The sequence below is a fragment of the Neorhizobium sp. BETTINA12A genome, from assembly GCF_023006485.1.
GTDB lineage: Bacteria > Pseudomonadota > Alphaproteobacteria > Rhizobiales > Rhizobiaceae > Neorhizobium.
In genome coordinates, this window is the sequence record NZ_JALBGW010000083.1 from 1 (window position 1) to 20,685 (window position 20,685).

23 protein-coding genes are annotated in these 20,685 nt (G+C 60.5%); 6 read left to right on the plus strand and 17 right to left on the minus strand.

Going from position 1 to position 20,685, the window contains the following annotated elements; all coding sequences use genetic code 11:
- Positions 1 to 149: 149 nt before the first annotated feature.
- Both ttcA and MOV61_RS18860 read left to right on the plus strand, forming a co-directional pair.
- Positions 150 to 1,016, plus strand: coding sequence for a tRNA 2-thiocytidine(32) synthetase TtcA (ttcA, locus tag MOV61_RS18855; RefSeq protein ID WP_247137669.1), 867 nt, complete (start codon positions 150 to 152; stop codon positions 1,014 to 1,016).
- A gap of 49 nt (positions 1,017 to 1,065) precedes the next feature.
- Entirely contained in the window at positions 1,066 to 1,890 is an 825-nt protein-coding gene (locus MOV61_RS18860) for an inositol monophosphatase (protein WP_247137670.1), read from the plus strand.
- A gap of 58 nt (positions 1,891 to 1,948) precedes the next feature.
- Here MOV61_RS18860 and MOV61_RS18865 read toward each other — a convergent pair whose 3' ends face one another.
- From MOV61_RS18865 to purC, 11 genes are all read right to left on the minus strand, one after another.
- Entirely contained in the window at positions 1,949 to 3,196 is a 1,248-nt protein-coding gene (locus tag MOV61_RS18865) for a multidrug effflux MFS transporter (RefSeq protein ID WP_405029379.1), read from the minus strand.
- A gap of 91 nt (positions 3,197 to 3,287) precedes the next feature.
- The gene (gene grxD / locus MOV61_RS18870; protein WP_038542857.1) at positions 3,288 to 3,623 is read right to left on the minus strand and encodes a Grx4 family monothiol glutaredoxin; all 336 of its coding nucleotides are present in this window, start codon (positions 3,621 to 3,623) and stop codon (positions 3,288 to 3,290) included.
- A gap of 157 nt (positions 3,624 to 3,780) precedes the next feature.
- Positions 3,781 to 4,017 carry a BolA family protein gene (locus tag MOV61_RS18875; RefSeq protein WP_007770085.1) on the minus strand — a complete coding sequence of 79 codons (237 nt, stop codon included), beginning with the start codon at positions 4,015 to 4,017 and terminating at the stop codon, positions 3,781 to 3,783.
- Between the two features lie 107 nt (positions 4,018 to 4,124).
- Entirely contained in the window at positions 4,125 to 4,802 is a 678-nt protein-coding gene (locus tag MOV61_RS18880; RefSeq protein WP_247137671.1) for a hypothetical protein, read from the minus strand.
- 157 nt (positions 4,803 to 4,959) lie between these two features.
- A complete protein-coding gene (gene purL, locus MOV61_RS18885) occupies positions 4,960 to 7,167 on the minus strand; it encodes a phosphoribosylformylglycinamidine synthase subunit PurL (RefSeq protein ID WP_247137672.1) in 2,208 nt (735 codons plus the stop codon).
- A 160-nt stretch (positions 7,168 to 7,327) separates the two neighbouring features.
- Positions 7,328 to 7,882 (minus strand): acyloxyacyl hydrolase, encoded by a 555-nt coding sequence (locus tag MOV61_RS18890; RefSeq protein ID WP_247137673.1) that lies wholly within the window; start codon positions 7,880 to 7,882, stop codon positions 7,328 to 7,330.
- Between the two features lie 221 nt (positions 7,883 to 8,103).
- Complete coding sequence (locus MOV61_RS18895) at positions 8,104 to 8,502, minus strand: hypothetical protein (RefSeq protein WP_247137674.1); 399 nt, start codon at positions 8,500 to 8,502, stop codon at positions 8,104 to 8,106.
- A 57-nt stretch (positions 8,503 to 8,559) separates the two neighbouring features.
- Positions 8,560 to 9,240, minus strand: coding sequence for a phosphoribosylformylglycinamidine synthase subunit PurQ (gene purQ, locus MOV61_RS18900; protein ID WP_037082010.1), 681 nt, complete (start codon positions 9,238 to 9,240; stop codon positions 8,560 to 8,562).
- Positions 9,237 to 9,494, minus strand: a complete 258-nt coding sequence (locus tag MOV61_RS18905; RefSeq protein WP_038542869.1) for a hypothetical protein — start codon at positions 9,492 to 9,494, stop codon at positions 9,237 to 9,239. Before MOV61_RS18905 ends, purQ begins: the two co-directional genes overlap by 4 nt.
- A 17-nt stretch (positions 9,495 to 9,511) precedes the next feature.
- Positions 9,512 to 9,754: a phosphoribosylformylglycinamidine synthase subunit PurS gene (gene purS / locus MOV61_RS18910; protein WP_038542871.1), complete on the minus strand. Its 243-nt coding sequence runs from the start codon at positions 9,752 to 9,754 to the stop codon at positions 9,512 to 9,514.
- A 14-nt stretch (positions 9,755 to 9,768) separates the two neighbouring features.
- Positions 9,769 to 10,533 (minus strand): phosphoribosylaminoimidazolesuccinocarboxamide synthase, encoded by a 765-nt coding sequence (purC, locus tag MOV61_RS18915; protein WP_038542873.1) that lies wholly within the window; start codon positions 10,531 to 10,533, stop codon positions 9,769 to 9,771.
- A 242-nt stretch (positions 10,534 to 10,775) separates the two neighbouring features.
- Between purC and MOV61_RS18920 the strand changes: the two genes are divergently transcribed.
- Both MOV61_RS18920 and MOV61_RS18925 read left to right on the plus strand, forming a co-directional pair.
- The gene (locus tag MOV61_RS18920) at positions 10,776 to 11,072 is read left to right on the plus strand and encodes a hypothetical protein (protein ID WP_247137675.1); all 297 of its coding nucleotides are present in this window, start codon (positions 10,776 to 10,778) and stop codon (positions 11,070 to 11,072) included.
- Positions 11,073 to 11,253: 181 nt separating this feature from the next.
- Positions 11,254 to 11,568, plus strand: a complete 315-nt coding sequence (locus tag MOV61_RS18925) for a DUF1476 domain-containing protein (protein ID WP_038542878.1) — start codon at positions 11,254 to 11,256, stop codon at positions 11,566 to 11,568.
- A 75-nt stretch (positions 11,569 to 11,643) separates the two neighbouring features.
- On the opposite strand, the gene MOV61_RS18930 is transcribed toward MOV61_RS18925, so the two are convergent.
- The 6 genes from MOV61_RS18930 to MOV61_RS18955 all read right to left on the minus strand — a co-directional run bounded on the left by MOV61_RS18930 (position 11,644) and on the right by MOV61_RS18955 (position 18,897).
- Positions 11,644 to 14,235 (minus strand): EAL domain-containing protein, encoded by a 2,592-nt coding sequence (locus MOV61_RS18930; protein WP_247137676.1) that lies wholly within the window; start codon positions 14,233 to 14,235, stop codon positions 11,644 to 11,646.
- Between the two features lie 124 nt (positions 14,236 to 14,359).
- Positions 14,360 to 14,914, minus strand: a complete 555-nt coding sequence (locus MOV61_RS18935) for an alpha/beta hydrolase (protein WP_247137677.1) — start codon at positions 14,912 to 14,914, stop codon at positions 14,360 to 14,362.
- Positions 14,915 to 14,945: 31 nt separating this feature from the next.
- Positions 14,946 to 16,253: an adenylosuccinate lyase gene (gene purB / locus MOV61_RS18940; protein ID WP_247037938.1), complete on the minus strand. Its 1,308-nt coding sequence runs from the start codon at positions 16,251 to 16,253 to the stop codon at positions 14,946 to 14,948.
- An 86-nt stretch (positions 16,254 to 16,339) separates the two neighbouring features.
- Positions 16,340 to 17,077, minus strand: a complete 738-nt coding sequence (locus MOV61_RS18945) for a DUF2259 domain-containing protein (protein ID WP_247137678.1) — start codon at positions 17,075 to 17,077, stop codon at positions 16,340 to 16,342.
- Positions 17,074 to 17,763, minus strand: coding sequence for a ribulose-phosphate 3-epimerase (gene rpe / locus MOV61_RS18950; protein ID WP_247137679.1), 690 nt, complete (start codon positions 17,761 to 17,763; stop codon positions 17,074 to 17,076). Before rpe ends, MOV61_RS18945 begins: the two co-directional genes overlap by 4 nt.
- A gap of 60 nt (positions 17,764 to 17,823) precedes the next feature.
- Complete coding sequence (locus tag MOV61_RS18955) at positions 17,824 to 18,897, minus strand: ABC transporter substrate-binding protein (protein ID WP_247137680.1); 1,074 nt, start codon at positions 18,895 to 18,897, stop codon at positions 17,824 to 17,826.
- 174 nt (positions 18,898 to 19,071) lie between these two features.
- Here MOV61_RS18955 and MOV61_RS18960 point away from each other — a divergent pair, with 174 nt between their 5' ends.
- Positions 19,072 to 19,572, plus strand: coding sequence for a flavin reductase (locus MOV61_RS18960; protein ID WP_247137681.1), 501 nt, complete (start codon positions 19,072 to 19,074; stop codon positions 19,570 to 19,572).
- Positions 19,573 to 19,596: 24 nt separating this feature from the next.
- Complete coding sequence (locus MOV61_RS18965) at positions 19,597 to 20,526, plus strand: MoxR family ATPase (protein WP_247137682.1); 930 nt, start codon at positions 19,597 to 19,599, stop codon at positions 20,524 to 20,526.
- The last annotated feature ends 159 nt before the right edge of the window (positions 20,527 to 20,685 follow it).

Sequence of the window (20,685 nt, forward strand, 5' to 3'; positions counted from 1 at the left end):
GGCGGCGGCCGTCCCGACATGGCCCAGGCCGGCGGACCGGATGGCGCCAAGGCGAACGAGGCGCTCGACGCGGTGGCAGCCGCTCTCGGCGCCTGACGGCAAACACCGGAAGCGGGTATTGCGCGCTTTTCGGTTTCAAAGGAAAACCAATGGGCGTGACGGCCAAGATCGATGACGAGCTGGACGAGGTCGAAAATGGCCTCGTCCCCACGCTTTTCCGGGATGCGCCGAATTCCGTCTCGTTCAACAAGCTGCGCAAGCGCCTGCTCCGGCAGGTGCGCCAGGCTTTCGACGATTTTGGCATGTTGAATGGCCAGAAGCGCTGGCTGATCGGGCTTTCTGGTGGCAAGGATTCCTATTCGCTGCTGGCCGTACTGCTCGACCTGCAATGGCGCGGCCTTCTGCCCGTGGAACTCCTTGCCTGCAATCTCGACCAGGGGCAGCCGAACTTCCCGAAGCATATATTGCCGGAATATCTCGCCTCGATCGGCGTGAAGCACCGCATCGAATATCGCGATACCTATTCGATTGTGAAGGAAAAGGTGCCGGAAGGCGCCACCTACTGCTCGCTCTGTGCCAGGCTGCGGCGCGGCAACCTTTATCGGATCGCCCGCGAGGAGGGCTGCGATGCTCTGGTGCTCGGCCATCACCGGGAAGACATCCTCGAAACCTTCTTCATGAACTTCTTCCACGGTGGCAGGCTTGCCGGCATGCCGGCAAAGCTGCTGAACGACGAGGGCGACATGATGGTGCTGAGGCCGCTCGCCTATTGCGCCGAGGACGATCTCGCCAAGTTTGCGACCGCCATGCAGTTCCCGATCATCCCGTGTGATCTCTGCGGCTCGCAGGATGGCCTGCAGCGCAATGCGATGAAGGCGATGCTTGCCGATATCGAGGCCCGCATGCCGGGCCGCAAGGATACGATGTTGCGCGCGCTCGCCCACGTGAACTCGTCGCACCTGCTCGACCCGAAACTCTTCGATTTTTCCGGCCTGCAAGCCGCTCAAAATCTCTGAATTCTCCGAACACAACCTTCCCGCACCAATCCCCCGAGAGACCGTTGTCATGACCCTTCCGCTCGACATCACGAAGCTTGCCGATCTTCTGCGCCTTGCCGCCAAGGCCGAAATCCTGCCGCGTTTCCGGCGGCTGCGCAGCGGCGACGTCCGCTCCAAGAGCGAGCCGTCCGACCTGGTGACCGAGGCCGACGAGGCCGCCGAGCGGATGATCCGCCGAGAACTCGAAGCTTTCGCGCCCGGCGCGCTCTTCGTCGGTGAGGAATCGGTGGCGGCCGATCCGTCGCTGCTCGCCAAGCTCGCGGATGCGGAATTCGCCGTGGTCGTCGATCCGGTCGACGGTACGTTCAACTTCGCCTCGGGCATTCCGGCCTTCGGCGTCATGGCCTCCGTCGTCTGGAAAGGCGAGACGGTGGCCGGTATCATCTACGATCCGATGGGCGACGACTGGGTCATGGCGGAAAGGGGCGCCGGCGCGTTCCTGCGGCGGCCGGACGGCGAGGCGATCCGGCTTTCGGTCGCCGACGCCCGGCCGATCGATGCCATGATCGGCATGGCGTCACCTGGATATTTCTTCGGCGGCGAGCGAGAGCGGATCCTCGGCAATCTCGCCAAGGTCCGGTTCTTCGCCAACTATCGCTGCTCGGCCCATGAATACCGCACATTCGCCGGCGGGCATGTGCAGTTCGTGCTCTACAACAAGCTGATGCCCTGGGACCATTTGGCCGGCACTCTGATCGGAACGGAGGCGGGCGGTTATGTCGCGCGCTTCGATGGCTCTCCTTACATGCCCCACCATGTCGACGGAGGCCTGCTGCTCGCCACCGACAAGGAAAGCTGGCAGATGCTGCGCAACGAGATCATCGGCCACTGAAATAGGCGCTAACAAGAAAAGGCCGGATTGCTCCGGCCTTTTTATTGGGCGAAGTGCCTTAGATCTTCGGATTGTGCGGCTGGAAAAGTTTTCCCTTTTCGCCGATCAGCACGAAGATCAGCCCGATGATCGAGACGGTAAAGAAACCTGCGACCAGCGGCAGCGCCGTACCGTTGAAGGACTGGCCGATCGCGACGCCGATCAGCGCGCCGCCGACTGTGCTCATGAAGCCGAGCACGGCGGACGCCGTCCCGGCGACATGGCCAAGCGGCTCCATGGCGAGCGAATTGAAGTTCGAGCCGATCCAGCCGAACTGGAACATCGAGAGCCCGAAAAACGCGATGAAGATCACGAGCGGCATGGGCTGAGGCCCGAAGATCTGCACGAGCATCCAGACGAATGTGATGCTGATGAAGCCAAGCAGCGAGCCGTGCGAAAGGCGCCGCATGCCGAAACGCCCGACAAACCTGGCGTTCAGGAAGGATGCCGCCGACATGAACACCGCCACGCAGGCGAAGACCAGCGGGAACCAGACGCCGACGTCGTAGATCCCGACATAAATTTGTTGGGCCGAGTTGATGAAGCCGAACATGGCGCCGAAAATGAATGTGCTGGCAATCGTGTAACAGAGGGCAAGGCGGTTGGTCAGAACGATTTGGAAGGCGTGCAGGATCGACGAAATGGTGAAGGGACGCACATCGGCCGGATCAAGCGTTTCCGGAAGGCGCGAATACATCCAGAAGCCGATACAGAGCGAGGCGACCGCCATGAACACGAAAATCAGGTGCCAGTTGCCGAACAGCATGATCACCTGGCCCGTGGCCGGCGCGATGACCGGCACGACCATGAAGACCATCATGATCAGCGACATGACTTCCGCCATGGCGCGACCGCCGTATACGTCGCGCACGATCGAGATGGAAATCACCCGCGTTGCGGCCGCTCCTGCGCCTTGGATGAAGCGAAGGGCCAACAGCGCTCCGAATGATGGCGCGATGACGGCGCCGACCGCGCAGACGAAATAGAGGCCGAGGCCGAAGAGCATCGGATTTCTGCGACCGAAACGGTCGGAGATCGATCCATAGATGATTTGCGCGGCGCCGAGGCCGAAGAGATAGGCTGAAACCACATATTGGCGGTGGTTTTCGTTGACGACGCCAAGCGATGCGCCGATCTCCTGCAATCCGGGAAGCATGATGTCGATGGCAAGCGAATTAATGGCCATCAGCATCGCCATCATCGCGATGAACTCGACCCGACCCATGCCGCGCAGGCGGGCCGGGGCAGTTTGTGAAGGATTTGTCACAGCAGTTTCCTAAACAACGTGAAAGGCGCCGTTGGGAGCGGCGCCTTGAAAAATATCGTTTAAAATATCCCGGACAGCAGTCCGGAAAATCTCAGGCAGCGCCGCGAACGCCGATGCCCTGTTCCTGCAGATGAGTCTGCAATTCGCCCGATTGGAACATCTCACGGACGATATCGCAACCGCCGACGAACTCGCCCTTGACGTAAAGCTGCGGAATGGTCGGCCAGTTGGAATAGTCCTTGATGCCCTGGCGGATCTCCGCATCGGCGAGCACGTTGACGCCCTTATAGTCCAGGCCGAGATAGTCGAGGATCTGCACGACCTGACCGGAGAAACCACATTGCGGGAACTGCGGGGTGCCCTTCATGAAGAGAACGACGTCGTTGGTCTTCACTTCGTTGGCGATAAAATCGGTAATTCCGCTCATGTCCTATCCTTTCACATGCGGTTTCAAGGGCCGCTGCGCTGCGTGATCTGCCTTAAATAGCAATCCAGCATCGGGAATTCCAGCGGAATAGTCCGTCGGAATGTGCTTATTGTTTCGCGTAGCCCCGGCTTCGAACCTTAGCCCGGACTGACATCCCTCACTCCGCCGGAGCGGAGGTCTGTAACGCCAGCGCATGCAGCACGCCGCCCATATTGCCCTTCAGAGCCTCGTAGACCATCTGGTGCTGCTGCACCCGGCTCTTTCCCCGGAAGGCTTCCGCCACGACTTCCGCGGCATAGTGGTCGCCGTCGCCGGCAAGATCCCGGATGGTGACCTTGGCACCGGGAATGCCGGCCTTGATCAGGTCTTCGATTTCACCGGGTCTCATAGCCATGATGTCATCCCTTTTCTCTCCGCGGGACTCAAAACCGCGAAACCTTTTGTCAGGATACACTGCCTCAAAGCCGCTCTGCGGTCAAAGCTGGATCGAAGGGCTCCGCCTCAATGGTGTAATAATACGTGTTTCACCTTGTAGAGACTGGCTTTGGCTCGGGTTCTGAGCGGTGGAAGATGCTGGGTCCGGGAGAAGCGAAAAAGCCAGATGGAACTCAGGGTAAGGATCATGAAGCCGTAGGATTCGAAGCTCTCCTCCATCACCACGATATCGAAATGTTCGGCCAGCTGGCTAATGCCGAGAGTGGCGGCAATCAGGGCCAGCGGCCAGGAAAGGCGTGGATGAATGGCCCGGAGAATGCCTCCTCTATGGCGATATTCGAACACGATCGTCGCAATCAGCAGGATGAGAGCGGCTGCGCCGATAATAATCGGCAGCCAGGTCTTCGACACACAATAAATTGTCATACTTCCGCGGCATATTGGCATCTCGCGCATGAAGAACACGACGGAGATGCAGGCCGTGGTGATTGCGACGAAGCGGGCCAATATCCGCGTACCCAAGGCCGCCATGACGGCAAAAAGGGCGGTGATGGCAAGCGAAGCGGACTGAATGTCTTCGATGGGGCCGTCTTCATCGAAGATGTCGTGGGTGGTCATTCCCATCTTCGAAAAAATCATCCAGGCCAGAACGTTCAGGCAAAGGGTGATGATCAGTGCATCGAGCCAGATGCGCTTGTAGTGCCAGGTCGGGCCCGATGACCTCAACCAGGTCAAAATCGGCATAAGCATTTTGTTGCGCTTACTTTCCTAATTCAGAAAGCCGCAACGCTTATCGGGACAGCCCGAGTCCATCAATCCCCCGCGCTTCAAATTTGTTCACCTGTGCAAACAAACCGCGATCTGGAAATCGCGGGCTTGGGTATCGAAAGGGCTGGACGGGTCAGGCCATGAAGGCTGGGAACCAGCTTTCGTGGGTGTCCGTGAGCTGCGGGACCGCAATGTCGATGAGGCCGTCGACGATCAGGCTGGCGCCCCCGACGGTACCGAGCTGGCGGAACGGTACGCCGGCGCTCTCGGCGCTGGCCTGCACGAAATTGGCAAGATCGGCAGGCACCGCGATCACATAGCGGGCCTGGTCTTCGCCGAATAGCAGCGCATGGGCCGGGCCGCGCTGTTCCTTGATGCCGACCTTCATACCTTTGGCCGATGCCATCGCCATTTCGGCAAGCGCGATCACCAGGCCGCCCGAGGAAATGTCGTGGCAGGCCGTTACCTGGCCGTTGCGGATGAGCGAACGGACGAAATCGCCGTTGCGGCGCTCGGCCTTCAGATCGACTTCCGGCGGCGGACCGTCGTTGGTGTCGAGGATGTCGCGCAGATAGATCGATGAACCGAGATGGGTGCCGTCGGTTCCGATCATGATCAGCTTGTCGCCGTCATTGGCAGAGCCGATTTTCGCCATCTTCTGCCAGTCGGGCAGCAGGCCGACGCCGGCAATCGTCGGGGTCGGCAGGATCGCGACGCCGTTGGTCTCGTTGTAGAGCGAGACGTTGCCGGAAACGATCGGGAAATCCAGCGCCCTGCAGGCCTCACCGATGCCCTTGATGGCGCCGACGAGCTGGCCCATGATTTCAGGTTTTTCCGGATTGCCGAAATTGAGGTTGTCGGTGGCGGCGAGCGGTTCGGCGCCGGTGGCGACGATATTGCGCCAGCATTCGGCGACCGCCTGCTTGCCGCCCTCGAACGGATCGGCCTCGACATAACGCGGCGTGACGTCGGAGGAGAAGGCGAGCGCCTTGGTCGGGTGGTTCTCGACGCGCACCACGCCGGCATCGCCGCCCGGGCGCTGCAGCGAGTTGCCCTGGATCAGCGTGTCATACTGTTCCCAGACCCAGCGTCGGCTGGACTGATTGGCCGAGCCGACGAGTTTCAGCAGCGCCTGGTTATAATCCGCAGGTGCCGCGACCTGCGAAGCGGGCAGGGGTGCACGAACATTCGACTGGACCCACGGCCGATCGTATTCCGGAGCCTGGTCGCCAAGATCCTTGATCGGCAGGTTTGCGACTTCCTCGCCCTGATGCAGGACACGGAAGCGCAGGTCGTCGGTGGTCTTGCCGACGATCGCAAAGTCGAGGCCCCATTTGACGAAGATCGCCTTGGCCTGGTCTTCCTTTTCCGGCTGCAGCACCATGAGCATACGCTCCTGGCTTTCCGACAGCATCATTTCGTAGGCCGTCATCCGGTCTTCGCGCACCGGCACCTTGTCGAGATCGAGTTCGATGCCGAGATCGCCCTTGGCGCCCATTTCGACCGCTGAGCAGGTGAGGCCGGCGGCACCCATGTCCTGGATCGCGATGACAGCACCAGTCGCCATCAGTTCAAGGCAGGCTTCCAGCAGGCATTTTTCCGTGAAGGGATCGCCGACCTGGACGGTCGGGCGTTTCTCCTCGATCGATTCGTCGAACTCAGCCGATGCCATCGTCGCTCCGCCGACACCGTCGCGGCCGGTCTTGGCGCCGAGATAAACGACCGGCAGACCGACGCCCTTGGCCTCCGACAGGAAGATGGCATTGGATTTGGCAAGCCCGGCCGCAAACGCATTGACCAGGATATTGCCGTTGTAGCGCGGATCGAACTCAACCTCGCCGCCGACCGTCGGCACACCGAAGGAATTGCCGTAACCGCCAACGCCGGCAACGACGCCAGACACGAGATGTTTGGTTTTCGGATGATCGGGTGCCCCGAAGCGCAGCGCGTTCAGTGCCGCGATCGGCCGAGCGCCCATGGTGAAGACGTCGCGCAGGATGCCGCCAACGCCCGTCGCCGCGCCCTGGTAGGGCTCGATATAGGACGGGTGGTTGTGGCTCTCCATCTTGAAGACGACGCAATCGCCATCGTCGATATCGACCACACCGGCGTTTTCGCCGGGACCCTGGATGACGCGCGGTCCCTTGGTCGGCAGCGTGCGCAGCCATTTCTTGGAGGATTTATAGGAGCAGTGCTCGTTCCACATGGCCGAGAAGATGCCGAGTTCCGTGAAAGTCGGTTCGCGTTCGATCAGATCGAGAATCCGCTGATATTCGTCGGGCTTCAGGCCATGCGAGGCGACGAGTTCGGGAGTGATCGCGATGCTGTTCGGAATGGTCATGATCTTCTCTGGATTGAAGGGCCAAGCTCTTGGCGCTCTTTAGCCTAAGTCGCAAAGCGGCGCGACAGGAAAATACGGCTGTGCAGCGTTACGGTGTAGGAGCCGGAAAACAAAAAGCGCCGGAAAACCGGCGCCTCAGTTGGAAAATACGCGATCTGGATCAGAACTTGTAGCCGACCGCGATGCCTGCATAGGAGAGACCGGCATTGTAGTCGCAGAGGTTGGCATTCGAGGAGTGCTCGACGGTCGCCAACACACGCCAGTTGTTGGTGATGTTGTAACCAAGGCCGAGCGACTCGTGGAAGAGCGCATGGCAACCGACCTTCGGACCGTCATTCGGCTTGTCGAGATTGCCGTTGTTGAAGGCGCCGCCGAAGCCGAGATCGACGAAGATGCGGTCGGTGATCGGTGCAGTCCAGGTGAAACCGGCGAACACCTGGCTTGCTTCGCCTGCCGTTGACACGATCGCGCCGACATGGACGCGCGGACGCAGCATGTGGTCCATGAAGCTCTCGGCGTGACGCTGGTCGAAGGGGTCGAAGAAGACGGTAGCGGACGGGAAGGCACCCTTCTCGAAAGTGCTCGCGCTCTGGATCGAACCGGAGACGCCGATTCGCACTTCATCGAACAGACGTTCCTGAGCAAATGCCGAGGACGATATGCCCGAAGCCAGAAGGATGGCTCCAATTGCAGATGCGAAAAATGCCTTGTTCATTACACCGCCCTCATAAGCGCCGCCATGACGGCGGCCGGTGCGATCCGCACTCGGTGCGCTCGCCCACTCTTCCAGATCGAAGTGGTACAATGGCACTTTGACGCCGTCCAGCACCGTTCACACTGTGTTATCACTTGTGGCCAAAAAATGTGACGATTTGGACAGGCCGGTGCAGGCGTGCAACAGATTACATATTAATGCGTAAATACAGATGGTTAATATCAGCAGCCCGTCGCGCCGCGGGCCCAGCGCAGGACGTCGCGCTTGATCCTCTCCCCATCGGGGCCGCTCATCATCGGGCCGAAAGCGTCAAGGCGGGCGGGATTGCCTTCCGCCTGGACGACCAGCATCGGACGCGACTCAGGGCTGTTGCGCGGCACGGCGAGAATGCGCGGCCGGCCGGAGAAGGAGTTGAGTTCCGGTGCCAGGCGATAGGGCTTGAACGCCGCATCGCCCGACTTGAACCAGCAGCTATTGGCGGCTAGCGCCACGCGTTCCATGGTCGGAAGTGCGGCGCGGTCGGCCGTCACCGCCGCGGGACGTCCCGGCTGACAGGCGGACAGCGCCACGCCGAGGATCACGAGAGACGAGATGGCGGGCAGGCGATGGGAGAACGGCATCAAAACGTCCTGACGTGGTTTCGGTCGTTCTAGGATCGATCCGGATAAGATGAAGGTTCAGGCGGTCGCGGCGATGACATCGAGCGCCGAGGCGAAAATCCCGCGCCCGTCATTGCCGCCATGGGCGGCCTCGATCAGGTTTTCCGGGTGCGGCATCATGCCGAGCACGTTGCCGCGGCTGTTCATGACGCCGGCGATATCGTTCAGCGAGCCGTTCGGGTTGGTGCCTTCGGCATAACGGAAGACGATTTCGCCACGATCTTCCATGCCCGATAACGTCTCCGCATCGACGAAATAATTGCCGTCGTGATGGGCGACCGGGCAACGGAGCACCTGGCCCTTTTCATAGGCCCGGGTGAAATCCGTGTCGGCATTGACCACTTCGAGCTTCACTTCCTTGCAGACGAATTTCAGCGAGGAATTGCGCATCAGCGCGCCGGGCAGCATGCCGGCTTCAACGAGGATCTGGAACCCGTTGCAGACGCCGAGTACCTTGACGCCCTTGTCTGCCTTGTCCCTGATCGCCTGCATGACCGGCATGCGAGCCGCGATCGCTCCGCAGCGCAGGTAGTCGCCGTAGGAAAAACCGCCCGGAATGACGATGAGGTCGACATCATCCGGAATGTCGGTCTCCGTCTGCCAGATGGTGATCGGCGCCTTGCCGGAAATCTTGGTGAGGGCAGCGATCATGTCGCGATCGCGATTGAGACCGGGAAGCTGAACGACGGCGGATTTCATGGGTGCGGTTCAAACCTTGCCTGGGCCTCGGCGAGCTCGCGCAGCTCGAGGCGGTTTTCGATACGGTCGAGACGCTGGCTGTGCCTCTCCAAAGTCATGTAGATGTTATGAATATCCTGATGCATGGAGACCATGGTACCACGCATCGCATTCATTTCGGCCTTAAGCTCGCGCTGGTCGACTTTCAGATCAGCAATATCGGCGTGCACGCGCTTCAGCAGCTCATACATCAGTTCATTCGTGACTTCAGCCATCACACGCTCCGCAACCTTCAGTCGAGGGCGATAGTATAGTTCTCAATCACAGTGTTTGCCAGCAGCTTGTCGCACATGGCTTTCAGGTCCGCCTCGGCCTTCGCCTTGTCGGCGCCCTCGAGCTCCAGGTCGAAGACCTTGCCCTGGCGGACATGGCCGACGCCGGAAAAGCCGAGACTGCCGAGCGCGCCTTCGATGGCCTTGCCCTGCGGATCGAGAACGCCATTTTTGAGCGTGACCGTCACGCGTGCCTTGATCACTGATCTACCCCCAATTACTTGACGAGAACCGGTCCGGTGCCGCGGACGGGTTCGTTTTCATTGATGATGCCGAGACGGCGCGCCACTTCCGAATAGGCTTCCACCAGACCGCCCAGGTCCTGCCGGAAGCGGTCCTTGTCCATCTTTTCCTTGGTCTCGATGTCCCAAAGACGGCAGCTGTCCGGCGAAATCTCATCGGCAAGAATGATGCGCATCATGTCGCCTTCGAACAGGCGACCGCATTCGATCTTGAAATCGACGAGCTGGATGCCGACGCCGAGGAAAAGGCCGGAAAGGAAGTCGTTGACGCGGATGGCAAGCGCCATGATGTCGTCGAGCTCGGCAGGGTTCGCCCAGCCGAAAGCGGTGATATGCTCTTCGGAAACCATCGGATCGGCGAGCGCATCGGACTTGTAGTAGAACTCGATGATCGAACGCGGCAGGACCATGCCTTCCTCGATGCCGAGGCGGGTCGAGAGCGAGCCGGCGGCGACGTTGCGCACCACGATCTCGAGCGGAATCATCTCCACTTCCTTGATCAGCTGTTCGCGCATGTTCAGCCGGCGGATGAAATGCGTCGGGATGCCGATCTTGTTCAGATGGGTGAAGAGGTATTCCGAAATGCGGTTGTTGAGGACGCCCTTGCCGTCGATGACGCCGTGCTTCTTTTTGTTGAAGGCTGTGGCATCGTCTTTGAAGAACTGGATCAGCGTGCCGGGCTCAGGGCCTTCATAAAGGATCTTGGCCTTGCCTTCGTAGATACGGCGGCGACGGTTCATGATTTTTATCTCGTTGTTGGCGCCCTGCGGGACGCAATGGATGATGTTTGAGCGGTCCCTTATCGGAAAAGAACGGGTTTCACAATGCGGGCCTCCAAAACCTTTGTAGGCGAGGGGTTGGCGAAGCGTAACCAAGAATCGTTGACCTCCAGACTACACAGGTTTTCAAAGGTTTTGCTCTAGCAATTAGGATGTCCGGATCCCACGAGCGGCAATAAACAGGGAAAACAGGGGATCATGATGTGCACCTTCGTCGTGATGGCGCCAAGGGCGTTTGGGGCAAATTTGCCTATGACCGCAGCTCGCAGTTTCGCGCGGAATCTCGTCGCCGGGGTCTTAAGGGGCCTCGGCTTGCATTGCCGACACAGGCGGCCGGGTTCGGATCAGGTTTTTCCGCCTCGACGGCAAAGCTCTGCAGGAACATAGCCACCCAATTGCGTCATGATTTCGACGCCGCCGGTGTCGTCGTTTCCGGTGACGAGCTATGGACCTGGATGCACAACCTGCCGATCGGGGCGGCCAAGGAAGCGAGGGCATGATGCTGGATGCGGTAGCTGCTCTTTACGCGAAGCCGAAGCTTTCCTGTGATGTAATTGCCATTCGTCAATTTCGTATCGGGATTCTGCGTCCGCCAGTGTCGGAATCGACACGCCGCCGATTGCGCTTCGCTCGTCTTTTGATTAAGGGGGTCCCATAAAAGTTTACTTTGGGAGACCCGAGATGAGTGGCCTCAGCGATCGCGAAAAAGCCTTTGAAAACAAGTTTGCCCTGGATCTTGAATTGAAGTTCAAGGCACTTGCCCGTCGCAACAAGCTCGCAGGTCTCTGGGCGGCCGGCCTGCTCGGCAAGACGGATGCCGAAGCTTACGCAAAGGAAGTCGTCGTTGCCGACTTCGAGGAAGCGGGTGACGAGGATGTCTTCCGCAAGCTGCGTAGCGATCTCGATGCCGCCGGCGTTTCCATCTCGGACCAGGATATCCGCTCCAAGATGCTGGAGCTTCTGGCTCAGGCGGTCGATCAGATCGAGAACCAGTAAGCTGCATTTCACCAGACTGATATAGAAGCTGCGTCCGGTCGGGCGCAGCTTTCTGTTTCTGTGGATGAGACCGGCTCAGTTGTCCGTGGCGTGTCGCTTGCGGCCGTCGGGCTGTGTGCTTTCGCCCGTGCGCCAACGGCCCGAAAGTATGAAATCCGGAATGCTGCTGCGCGGCATCGGCCTTGCGAGCGCATAACCCTGCAGGACATCGCAGCCGAGATCGCGCAGGATACGAATCTGTTCCGTGGTCTCGACGCCTTCCGCGACGACCTCGATATTCAGCGACTTGCCGATCTCGATGATCGATCCGACCATCTTGCGTTGCTTTTGCGACTGCGAGACGAGACGAACGAGCTCGCGGTCGATCTTCAGCGCACGCGGATTGAGCCGGAGGAGGCTGATGATCGACGCATGGCCGGTGCCGAAGTCGTCAATCTCGATATCGATGCCGAGCTTCTTGATCCGGGCGAGGTTCTTCAGGATATCGTCGTCGCAATCGTCGAGGAATATCGATTCCAGGAGCTCAAAGGATACGGTCCCCGGCTCGATCTTCAGCTTCTTGAGCTTGCGTGGCAGCGAGGCATCGTGCAGCCGCCGGTATGAAACATTGACCGAGAGTTTTGGGATCGAGAGGCCATTGCTGCGCCAATCGCGGAAATCGGCAAGCGCCTTGTCGAGTATGGTTCCGTCGATGACCGAGACGACGTCGAGCTCTTCGGCCATTTCGAGGAATTTGTCCGGAGACAGCATGCCCCGCTCCGGGTGCATCCACCGCGCCAGCGTTTCCACGCCGGAAATCTCCAGCGTCGCCGCATCGAACTGCAGCTGATAATACGGAATGAATTCGTCACGCTCGAGAGCAAGCAGGATCTCGTCTGAAATCCGCTTCGTGCTGATGATCTCATTCTGGGTATCGGCCGAGAAGAATTCATGCCGGTTGCGGCCCCGGCTCTTGGCCCGGTAGAGCGCGATATCGGCGTTCAGGAGAAGCTGTCTCGCATCCACATCCGCTCCCGTATGGCAGGCGATACCGATGCTGGCACCGAAACGGCAGTCGTGGCCCTCATAGGATACCGGCTTGCGCAGTTCCTTGATGATGCGGTCGGCCAGATGCGAGAGCTTGCGTGGCGAACCTTCGAATTTCGACAGGATGACGAACTCGTCGCCGCCGATACGGGCGACGAAATCTCCCTTGCGGATCGTGCTTTTGAGAACTTTCGCCACATGCTTCAGCATCGTGTCGCCGGCGCTGTGGCCGAGCGTGTCGTTGATCTGCTTGAAGCGATCGAGGTCGATATGCAGGATTGCGATGCCGTGCCGGTCGCGGGCGCATTCCGCCGCCATGCGATCCAGCATCTCGTCGAGATAACGCCGATTGGGGAGATCGGTCAGGTAGTCGTGCATCGCATTGTGCTCGATGCTGCTGCGGGCGGCTTCGAGTTCGCGGTTACGCGCCTCGGCAAGGGTCTTTGCCCGTTCCAGTTCGCGGTGGAGCGTCACATCGGCGGTGACATCCCAGTTGGCGCCGACCATCTTCTGGTGACCGTTACCGTCGATGAAGGACATGGTGCGGGTGCGTATCACACGTTCGGAGCCGTCCCGCAGTATCACGCGGTATTCATCGAAAAAGCGTTTGCCCTCCTCGATATTGTCGAGAACGTTTGCCTGGACCCGGGCGGCATCGTCCGGGTGCAGGAAGCTCTCCCAGAGCCCGCCGATCTTCACTTCCTCGCTCTTTGCCAGCCCATAGATACGGAACATCCGCTCATCCCATTCGACCTCGCCGGTGGAGAAATCGGATTCGTAGACGCCGATGCCGGATATTTCGAGGGCCATGTCGAGCCGTCGTGACATCTGTGCGGTTGTCTCCTCCGCGGCCTTGCGGGCGGTGATATCCGTGTCCGTGCCGACGACGCGGGTCGCCTTGCCGTTCGCGTCCCATTCGACGCACGCACCCCGGCATTCGATCCAGATCCAATGCCCTTGCTTGTGGCGTTCGCGATAATCGAAGACGGCATAGGCCGGATCGCCGGCATTCTGCCGCTCGATGGCATGAATGACATGGTCGTGGTCGTCCGGATGCACGAGCTCCAGCCATTCCTTCGTGCTGGCGGCCAGTGGATCCTCCGGCGACATTCCGCGAATCTGCCGCCACACCGGCGAGTAATATTTCTGGCCGGTCGCATAATTGTGATCCCAGACCCCCGAGACGGAGCTGACAAGCGCGTTGTCCCAACGGCTTTCACGTTCGATAAGCTCTTCGACCTGCCGTCTCTGATCGGTGATGTCGGTCAGGTGGACCGCAGAGAGAATCTGACCTTTTAGGTTTTTGCCGAGCGGCGCGAAGGTGGCTACCACCCATCGCTGCGAACCGTTCGGATCCGGGACGCGCAGTTCCAGGCGTTCCGCGGGAGAATCGAGAGACAGGCCCTGGATCGTCCGGTGGAAACTGTCCTGGTCACCCGGATGCAGGATGGCTGACAAAGCCGCCGGCTGACGGCCGTCGCCCATCCATTCGCGTCTGAATGTGCCATTCGCAAACAACAGCGTAGCGGCGTGGTCGACGATGGCAATCGGAAACGGGGCCGCCTGGAACACCGTCTCAAGAACGCCGATCTCTTCTCCTAGGCCGGAGTCCAATAGGCGCGAGAGAACATTTGACGGCATCGGCACAGCCTGGCGCTACAAAACGAGCGGACACCTTAGCAAGTGTCAATTAAATCCGGCTTAAAAATGCTGTTCGAATTGACACACCCTGAAATTATGGGGCACTGCCCATTGCACCATGTTTCTATGGCTTCAGACGGCTGAGGAACTGGGCAAAAACCATTGTGCCTTCGGGCCAGGGGCCATGGCCGGAATCCTGGTTGATATGGCCAGCTTCTCCGGCATCGACGAGCATCGAACCCCAGGCAGACGCGATGTCGTCCGCGTGTTCATAGGAGCCGAACGGATCGTTGCGGCTCGCGATCGTCAGCGACGGGAAGGGGAGCGGATCGCGCGGGTAGGGCCCGAAGGTCTGCAGGTGCCTGGGCCGGATGGACGGATTGTCCACTTCCGGCGGGGCCACGAAAAAGGCGCCGACCACCGGTTTCGTGAACAGCGGAATGGCGTGAATGACGGTCGGGATGCCGAGCGAATGGGCGATGATGACGACGGGCCGCGTCGCGCAGTTCACCTCTTCGGCGACCCGTGCAATCCAGTCCTCGCGCACCGGCTTTGACCATTGGTCCTGCTCGACCCGGCGGGCCGTCGTCAGCTTCTGCTCCCAACGGGTCTGCCAGTGATGTGGCCCGGAATTGGTGTAGCCGGGGACGATCAGTATATCTGCTTCGGATGCCTTCATGGCGCCTATCTGTGTTCGCCGAGGGTCAAGATCAAGCCTCGCCGAAAACCCGGCGGAAGATCGTGTCTACATGCTTGGTGTGATAGCCGAGGTCGAATTTCTCGCGCAGGTCCGCTTCGGACAGTGCGGCACGGACCTCCTGGTCCGCCAGCAGCTCCTCGAGAAAATCCTTGCCTTCTTCCCAGACCTTCATGGCGTTGCGCTGTACGAGGCGATAGGCATCTTCGCGAGAGACGCCGGCTTGCGTAAGGGCAAGCAGCACCCGCTGCGAATGAACAAGCCCGCGGAACTTGTTCATATTCTTCATCATATTCTCAGGGTAGACGAGCAGCTTGTCGATCACGCTGGTCATGCGCGCCAAGGCGAAATCGAGCGTCACCGTCGCGTCCGGGCCGATCATGCGCTCGACCGAAGAGTGCGAAATATCACGCTCGTGCCAAAGCGCCACATTCTCCATCGCCGGCAACGCATAGGAGCGCACCATGCGGGCGAGGCCCGTCAGGTTTTCGGTCAGCACCGGATTGCGCTTGTGCGGCATCGCCGACGAGCCCTTCTGGCCCGGCGAGAAAAACTCTTCCGCTTCGAGCACTTCGGTGCGCTGCAGGTGGCGGACCTCGATTGACAGCCGTTCGATCGACGAGGCGATGACGCCTAATATCGCGAAATACATGGCGTGACGGTCGCGCGGAATGACCTGGGTCGAGACCGGTTCCGGCTTCAGGCCCATGGCGGCGGCGACATGTTCCTCGACGCGCGGATCGATATTGGCAAAGGTGCCGACGGCGCCGGAAATCGCGCAAGTGGCGATCTCGTCGCGGGCTTCGAGCAGACGCGTCTTGTTACGGTCGAATTCCGCATAGGCCTGGGCGAGCTTGACGCCGAACGTCGTCGGCTCCGCGTGGATGCCGTGGCTGCGGCCGATCGTGACCGTGTCCTTGTGCTCGAAGGCGCGACGCTTCAGCGCTTCGAGCAGCTTGTCGATATCGGCAAGCAGCAGATCCGTGGCGCGCACCAGCTGCACGCTGAAGCAGGTGTCGAGCACGTCGGAAGAGGTCATGCCCTGATGGATGAAGCGGCTGTCCGGACCGACGAATTCGGCAAGATGGGTCAGGAACGCGATGACGTCATGCTTGGTGACGGCTTCGATCTCATCGATGCGCGCGACATCGAAAGTGGCGCTGCCACCCTTTTCCCAGATCGTCTCCGCTGCCGATTTCGGGATCACCCCGATCGCCGCAAGCGCATCGCAGGCATGTGCCTCGATCTCGAACCAGATGCGGAACTTGGTTTCGGGCGACCAGATGGCCACCATTTCGGGCCGCGAGTAACGGGAGATCATGGGTTTGTCGTTTCCTTCACGAGTGTCGGCTGCGCTGTAGCAAGAAGCGCGGCGAAGCTCAAGTTTTTGAGGCCGATCAAACGAGATCAGGGCGTCGTTTTGACCGGAACGGCGATCCAGCGTCCGTTCTGGCCCTCGAAACCGGCGCTGAGGACCATGACCAACGCGACTTCGACCGGAGCACCTTCGAGCGATGAGCCGGTGACGACGCCGGCGAGCCGGTACCCGGTGACGCAGCCGCGTGAGGCGGGAATGCGCTGGTCTTCGTGGACCATGTCATCGACCGGTTTTCCGTTCCGTTCGGTAAAGCGCAGGCGCAGGGAGACCGTCTTTTCGACTATGCCCTCGCATTGCGGATCGAGAGGCTGAGGGACCTCCTCGAGAACGAGCGTATTGGCTTCTCCGACAGGAGGCAGGGCCGGCACGCTGCGATAGCGGAGCTGATGCGCGTCGGTGCCGAGCTCGGTGATCGGATTGAAGGCGACGAGTTCACCCGGATGATTGGCGAGCTCGTGAGTTTCGACCATCACATCCGCGTCATTGTGGACCTGCCAGCGGGCCTTGGCGATCGTCGCACCGTCCTCCTCCAGCCGGACCCGAAACGGCGTACCCGGCAGGTAGGTATCCTTGTTGAGGTCGAGCGCGAAGATATTGGCATAGGGAAAACCGGATCCGTCCTGGATACCGTATTCCTCGAAGGCGAAAACGGCGCCGTCGGAAGAAAAGCCGATCGGGCGGACGCTCGCGATATCGGCAGCCGATGTGGAGCCGGCGAACATTATCGCCGCAAATGCCGGAACCGAAGATCGCAAGCCTGACATCATCTGCGTCCGTCCTCCGCCGCAGCTTTCAGCCGCGCGATATTCTCACGATAGGCCGCGATTCCATCGCCTTTGTAAACCGCAGATCCTGCAACGAAGACATTGGCGCCCGCAGCGGTTGCCGCGCCGATCGTCGCGGCGGTAATGCCGCCGTCGACTTCGAGCTCGATCGGCCGGCCGCCGATCATTGTCCTGGCATCGCGAATCTTGTCGACCATCGCGGGGATGAACTTCTGGCCCCCGAAGCCGGGATTGACGCTCATGATCAGGATCAGGTCGATGTCGTCGAGAACGTTCTCGATCGCCGAGAGCGGTGTTGCCGGGTTGAGCGTGACGCCGACCTTCTTGCCGAGCGAGCGGATCGTCTGAAGCGAGCGGTGCAGGTGTGGCCCCGCTTCGACATGTACGGTGATGCCGTCGCATCCGGCCTTGGCAAAGGCTTCGAGGTAAGGATCGGCGGGTGAGATCATCAGGTGGCAATCGAAGAAGGCGGTCGTATACGGCCTCAGCGACTTGATCACATCAGGCCCGAACGAGATGTTCGGCACGAAATGCCCGTCCATCACGTCGAGATGGACCCATTCGGCTCCCGCTTCGACGGCGTCGCGAACTTCCTGGCCGAGCTTCGAAAAATCGGCAGCGAGAATGGACGGGGCGATGCGGATCGGCAGGGGCGCGGCCAGGGTCATGGGTCGAAAATCTCCGGTTGTCGGCTGTCCCTCTAACATCGCGATGTCACGGGAACAACGTCACTCGGTCGCCGGACGCGACAGGGTGAACGTCGATCCACGCCATTCGAGCAGGCGGAACGGATTATCCTTCAGTTCATGACCGCGATCGAAGGCAATCGGGCCGATCACCGTATTGAAGGAACGGCTGCCGATCGTCTGCGCCAAAGGCTGGCCTGCCGCCGTAGTCGCCGCCTGGTGAACCAGTTCGGTCGCGGCATAAGCGGGCAACATGTAGCCGGTCGCGTCGATATTTTTTGCGCGCAAGGCTGCGACGGCTGCTGCCGCGGAGGGCAGGGCGGCATAATCCGGAAGGGCGACGGCTAAAACGCCGTCGCGCAGCGGCACCGGACGGTTTGCTGCACGCAAGTTATCGCCGCCAAGCAGCGTGAGCGGAATGTTCTCGGAAGCGCCGTCGCGGGCAATGATCGCCATGTCGTTGCGGTCGCCGCCGACGAACACATGGCTTGCGCCCGCCTTGGCGAGACGGCGCACCAGCGCCACCTGCTGCTCCTGGCCCGGCCGGAAGGTGTCGGTGAAGATCGGCATGATGCCCATCGGTTCGAGACGCTGGCGGATGGCGCTCGCAAGCTCGCGGCCGTAGATCGTGCCGTCCTCGACCAGTGCGATCGGCTCTGCCTTCCAGATGCCGAGAATGGTTTCCGACAGTTTTTCCGCCTCGTCGCCTTCGGCCGGCGCCATGCGGAAGAAAGGCCAGCCATTGCGCAGCGTGTCTTCCATCAGGATCTTCGAGCGGACAGAGATGGTAATTGCCGGGATCTGGGCTGCCTTCAGCAGCGGCAATGCGGTGGAAAGCGTTTCGACGCAGAGGAAGCCGATTGCGGCGGACACTTTTGCGTCGGCCAGATTTTTGGCCGCGGCAGCACCGCCGTTCTCGTCACAGCTTTCATCGATCTCGACAACGGTGTCGCCGGCCGCTTCCGCTGCTGCGCGGGCGCCTTGGAAGACCTGGGTGCCGAGCGGTGCGTATGGACCGGAGCGTGGCGCCACGACGCCGATCATTGCCGCCGATGCCGATCCGCATCCGAGAAATGAAGCCAGCAGTCCGGCGATGATGAAACGTCGTGCTGTCATGTTTTCCCTGGGATTCTTCTTTGAAGTGACATTTAGCCTTCTGGTCGCAGCCGTCAAAGAGAATCGGCTTTTGCAAGCAAAAAGCCGCAAGTCCGGTGGACATCAAGAGTTTTTGCCACCATATCTCGAAGAGTAATGCAGGACTGACGGCAGTCCCTGGATGCCTTTCAAGAGATGCCTTTGACGGACCAGCCTCTCCTCGATCCCGTCCACTACCGAAACGGCATGGCGCGGTACGCTGGCCATGTCCAGGTTGTGACGACGGAATTCGAAGGCATCAGGCGCGGCGTGACGGTGACAGCAGCCTGCTCGGTCTCGGACAACCCGCCGACCGTGCTCGTCTGCCTGAACGGCAGCAACGTCAACAATGCCATCTTCGAGAAGAGCGGCATCTTTGCTTTGAATTCGCTGGCGGCGCATCATCAGGCGCTGGCGACGGCATTTGCGGGCTTGAGCGGCGTTCCGGCGGACGAGCGGTTCGCGCTCGGAGATTGGAAGACGCTGGTGACTGGCGCCCCGGTTCTTGCCGATGCCGTCGTCAGCTTCGATTGCCGGTTGACCGACATCAAGCGGGTTTCGACCCATTTTGTCATGTTCGGCGAAGTGAGGGCCATGCATTTCGGCGAGGCGAACCCCTCGCTCATCTATCTGGATCGCGGCTTTCGCACATTATAGAACGCCGTTTGAAAGGGTGTAGTCATGCCTGACGGAACAAAAAGCGCTCTGCCGACCTCGATTGACGAAACCATCGCGCTTTTAGGCGGTGAGGATTATCTCGCAGGGCGCTCGCTCGGCACGGTGATTTTCCTGGCGCTGAAGATGAAACGCCCGCTCTTCCTCGAGGGCGAAGCCGGCGTTGGCAAGACCGAGATCGCCAAGACGCTGGCCAAGGCTCTGAACCGGCCACTGATCCGGCTGCAGTGTTACGAGGGCCTCGATATCTCCTCGGCGGTCTACGAATGGAATTATCCGGCCCAGATGCTGGACATCCGGCTTTCGGAGGCATCCGGCGTCAAGGATCGCACCCGCATCGAGGCGGATCTGTTTTCCGAACGCCACCTGATCCGCCGGCCGGTGCTGCAGGCACTTGGCCAGCCTGGTGGTCCGGCGCCGGTCTTCCTGATCGACGAACTCGACCGCACGGACGAGGCCTTCGAAGCGTTCCTCCTGGAAGTGCTGTCTGACTTCCAGGTGACGATCCCCGAACTTGGCACGATCAAGGCGCAAGAGCCGCCGATCGTCATCATCACCACCAACCGCACCCGCGAAATCCATGACGCGCTGAAGCGGCGCTGCCTCTATCACTGGGTCGATTATCCGGATGCGGCCCAGGAACTGGAGATCATCCGCCGCAAGGTGCCGCAATGCTCGGAAATCCTGTCGCGGCAGGTGGTCGCCTATGTGCAGAAGCTGCGGACGGTGGACCTCTTCAAGAACCCGGGCGTCGCCGAAACCATCGACTGGGCGACGGCGCTGACCGAGCTCGACCGGATTGCGCTTGATCCGGAAACGATTGCCGACACGCTCGGCACGCTCCTGAAATATCAGGACGATATCGCGCGTATCAAAGGCGGAGAGGGCGAGCGGGTGCTTTCCGAAGTGAAGGCCGAACTTCTGGCAGCGGGCTAGGGCCATGGCGGCTGGTTTCAGCGAAGACGGTATGATCACGCCTCCGGTTCCGGCCGGCGCTGGAGGCTTTGGCGCGGCAAGGCCCGGCGATGGGCGGCTTGCAGACAACCTTGTCTATTTCTCCCGCGTCCTGCGCCGCGCCGGGCTGAAGACCGGGCC

Excerpts from the sequence above, each read along its gene's own strand:
- ttcA (WP_247137669.1), top strand. The coding sequence starts at position 150 with ATGGGCGTGACGGCCAAGATCGATGACGAGCTGGACGAGGTCGAAAAT.
- MOV61_RS18860 (WP_247137670.1), top strand. The coding sequence starts at position 1,066 with ATGACCCTTCCGCTCGACATCACGAAGCTTGCCGATCTTCTGCGCCTT.
- grxD (WP_038542857.1), bottom strand. The coding sequence starts at position 3,623 with ATGAGCGGAATTACCGATTTTATCGCCAACGAAGTGAAGACCAACGAC.
- MOV61_RS18875 (WP_007770085.1), bottom strand. The coding sequence starts at position 4,017 with ATGGCTATGAGACCCGGTGAAATCGAAGACCTGATCAAGGCCGGCATT.
- MOV61_RS18880 (WP_247137671.1), bottom strand. The coding sequence starts at position 4,802 with ATGCCGATTTTGACCTGGTTGAGGTCATCGGGCCCGACCTGGCACTAC.
- purL (WP_247137672.1), bottom strand. The coding sequence starts at position 7,167 with ATGACCATTCCGAACAGCATCGCGATCACTCCCGAACTCGTCGCCTCG.
- MOV61_RS18890 (WP_247137673.1), bottom strand. The coding sequence starts at position 7,882 with ATGAACAAGGCATTTTTCGCATCTGCAATTGGAGCCATCCTTCTGGCT.
- MOV61_RS18895 (WP_247137674.1), bottom strand. The coding sequence starts at position 8,502 with ATGCCGTTCTCCCATCGCCTGCCCGCCATCTCGTCTCTCGTGATCCTC.
- purQ (WP_037082010.1), bottom strand. The coding sequence starts at position 9,240 with ATGAAATCCGCCGTCGTTCAGCTTCCCGGTCTCAATCGCGATCGCGAC.
- MOV61_RS18905 (WP_038542869.1), bottom strand. The coding sequence starts at position 9,494 with ATGGCTGAAGTCACGAATGAACTGATGTATGAGCTGCTGAAGCGCGTG.
- purC (WP_038542873.1), bottom strand. The coding sequence starts at position 10,533 with ATGAACCGTCGCCGCCGTATCTACGAAGGCAAGGCCAAGATCCTTTAT.
- MOV61_RS18925 (WP_038542878.1), top strand. The coding sequence starts at position 11,254 with ATGAGTGGCCTCAGCGATCGCGAAAAAGCCTTTGAAAACAAGTTTGCC.
- MOV61_RS18930 (WP_247137676.1), bottom strand. The coding sequence starts at position 14,235 with ATGCCGTCAAATGTTCTCTCGCGCCTATTGGACTCCGGCCTAGGAGAA.
- MOV61_RS18935 (WP_247137677.1), bottom strand. The coding sequence starts at position 14,914 with ATGAAGGCATCCGAAGCAGATATACTGATCGTCCCCGGCTACACCAAT.
- purB (WP_247037938.1), bottom strand. The coding sequence starts at position 16,253 with ATGATCTCCCGTTACTCGCGGCCCGAAATGGTGGCCATCTGGTCGCCC.
- MOV61_RS18945 (WP_247137678.1), bottom strand. The coding sequence starts at position 17,077 with ATGATGTCAGGCTTGCGATCTTCGGTTCCGGCATTTGCGGCGATAATG.
- rpe (WP_247137679.1), bottom strand. The coding sequence starts at position 17,763 with ATGACCCTGGCCGCGCCCCTGCCGATCCGCATCGCCCCGTCCATTCTC.
- MOV61_RS18955 (WP_247137680.1), bottom strand. The coding sequence starts at position 18,897 with ATGACAGCACGACGTTTCATCATCGCCGGACTGCTGGCTTCATTTCTC.
- MOV61_RS18960 (WP_247137681.1), top strand. The coding sequence starts at position 19,072 with ATGCCTTTGACGGACCAGCCTCTCCTCGATCCCGTCCACTACCGAAAC.
- MOV61_RS18965 (WP_247137682.1), top strand. The coding sequence starts at position 19,597 with ATGCCTGACGGAACAAAAAGCGCTCTGCCGACCTCGATTGACGAAACC.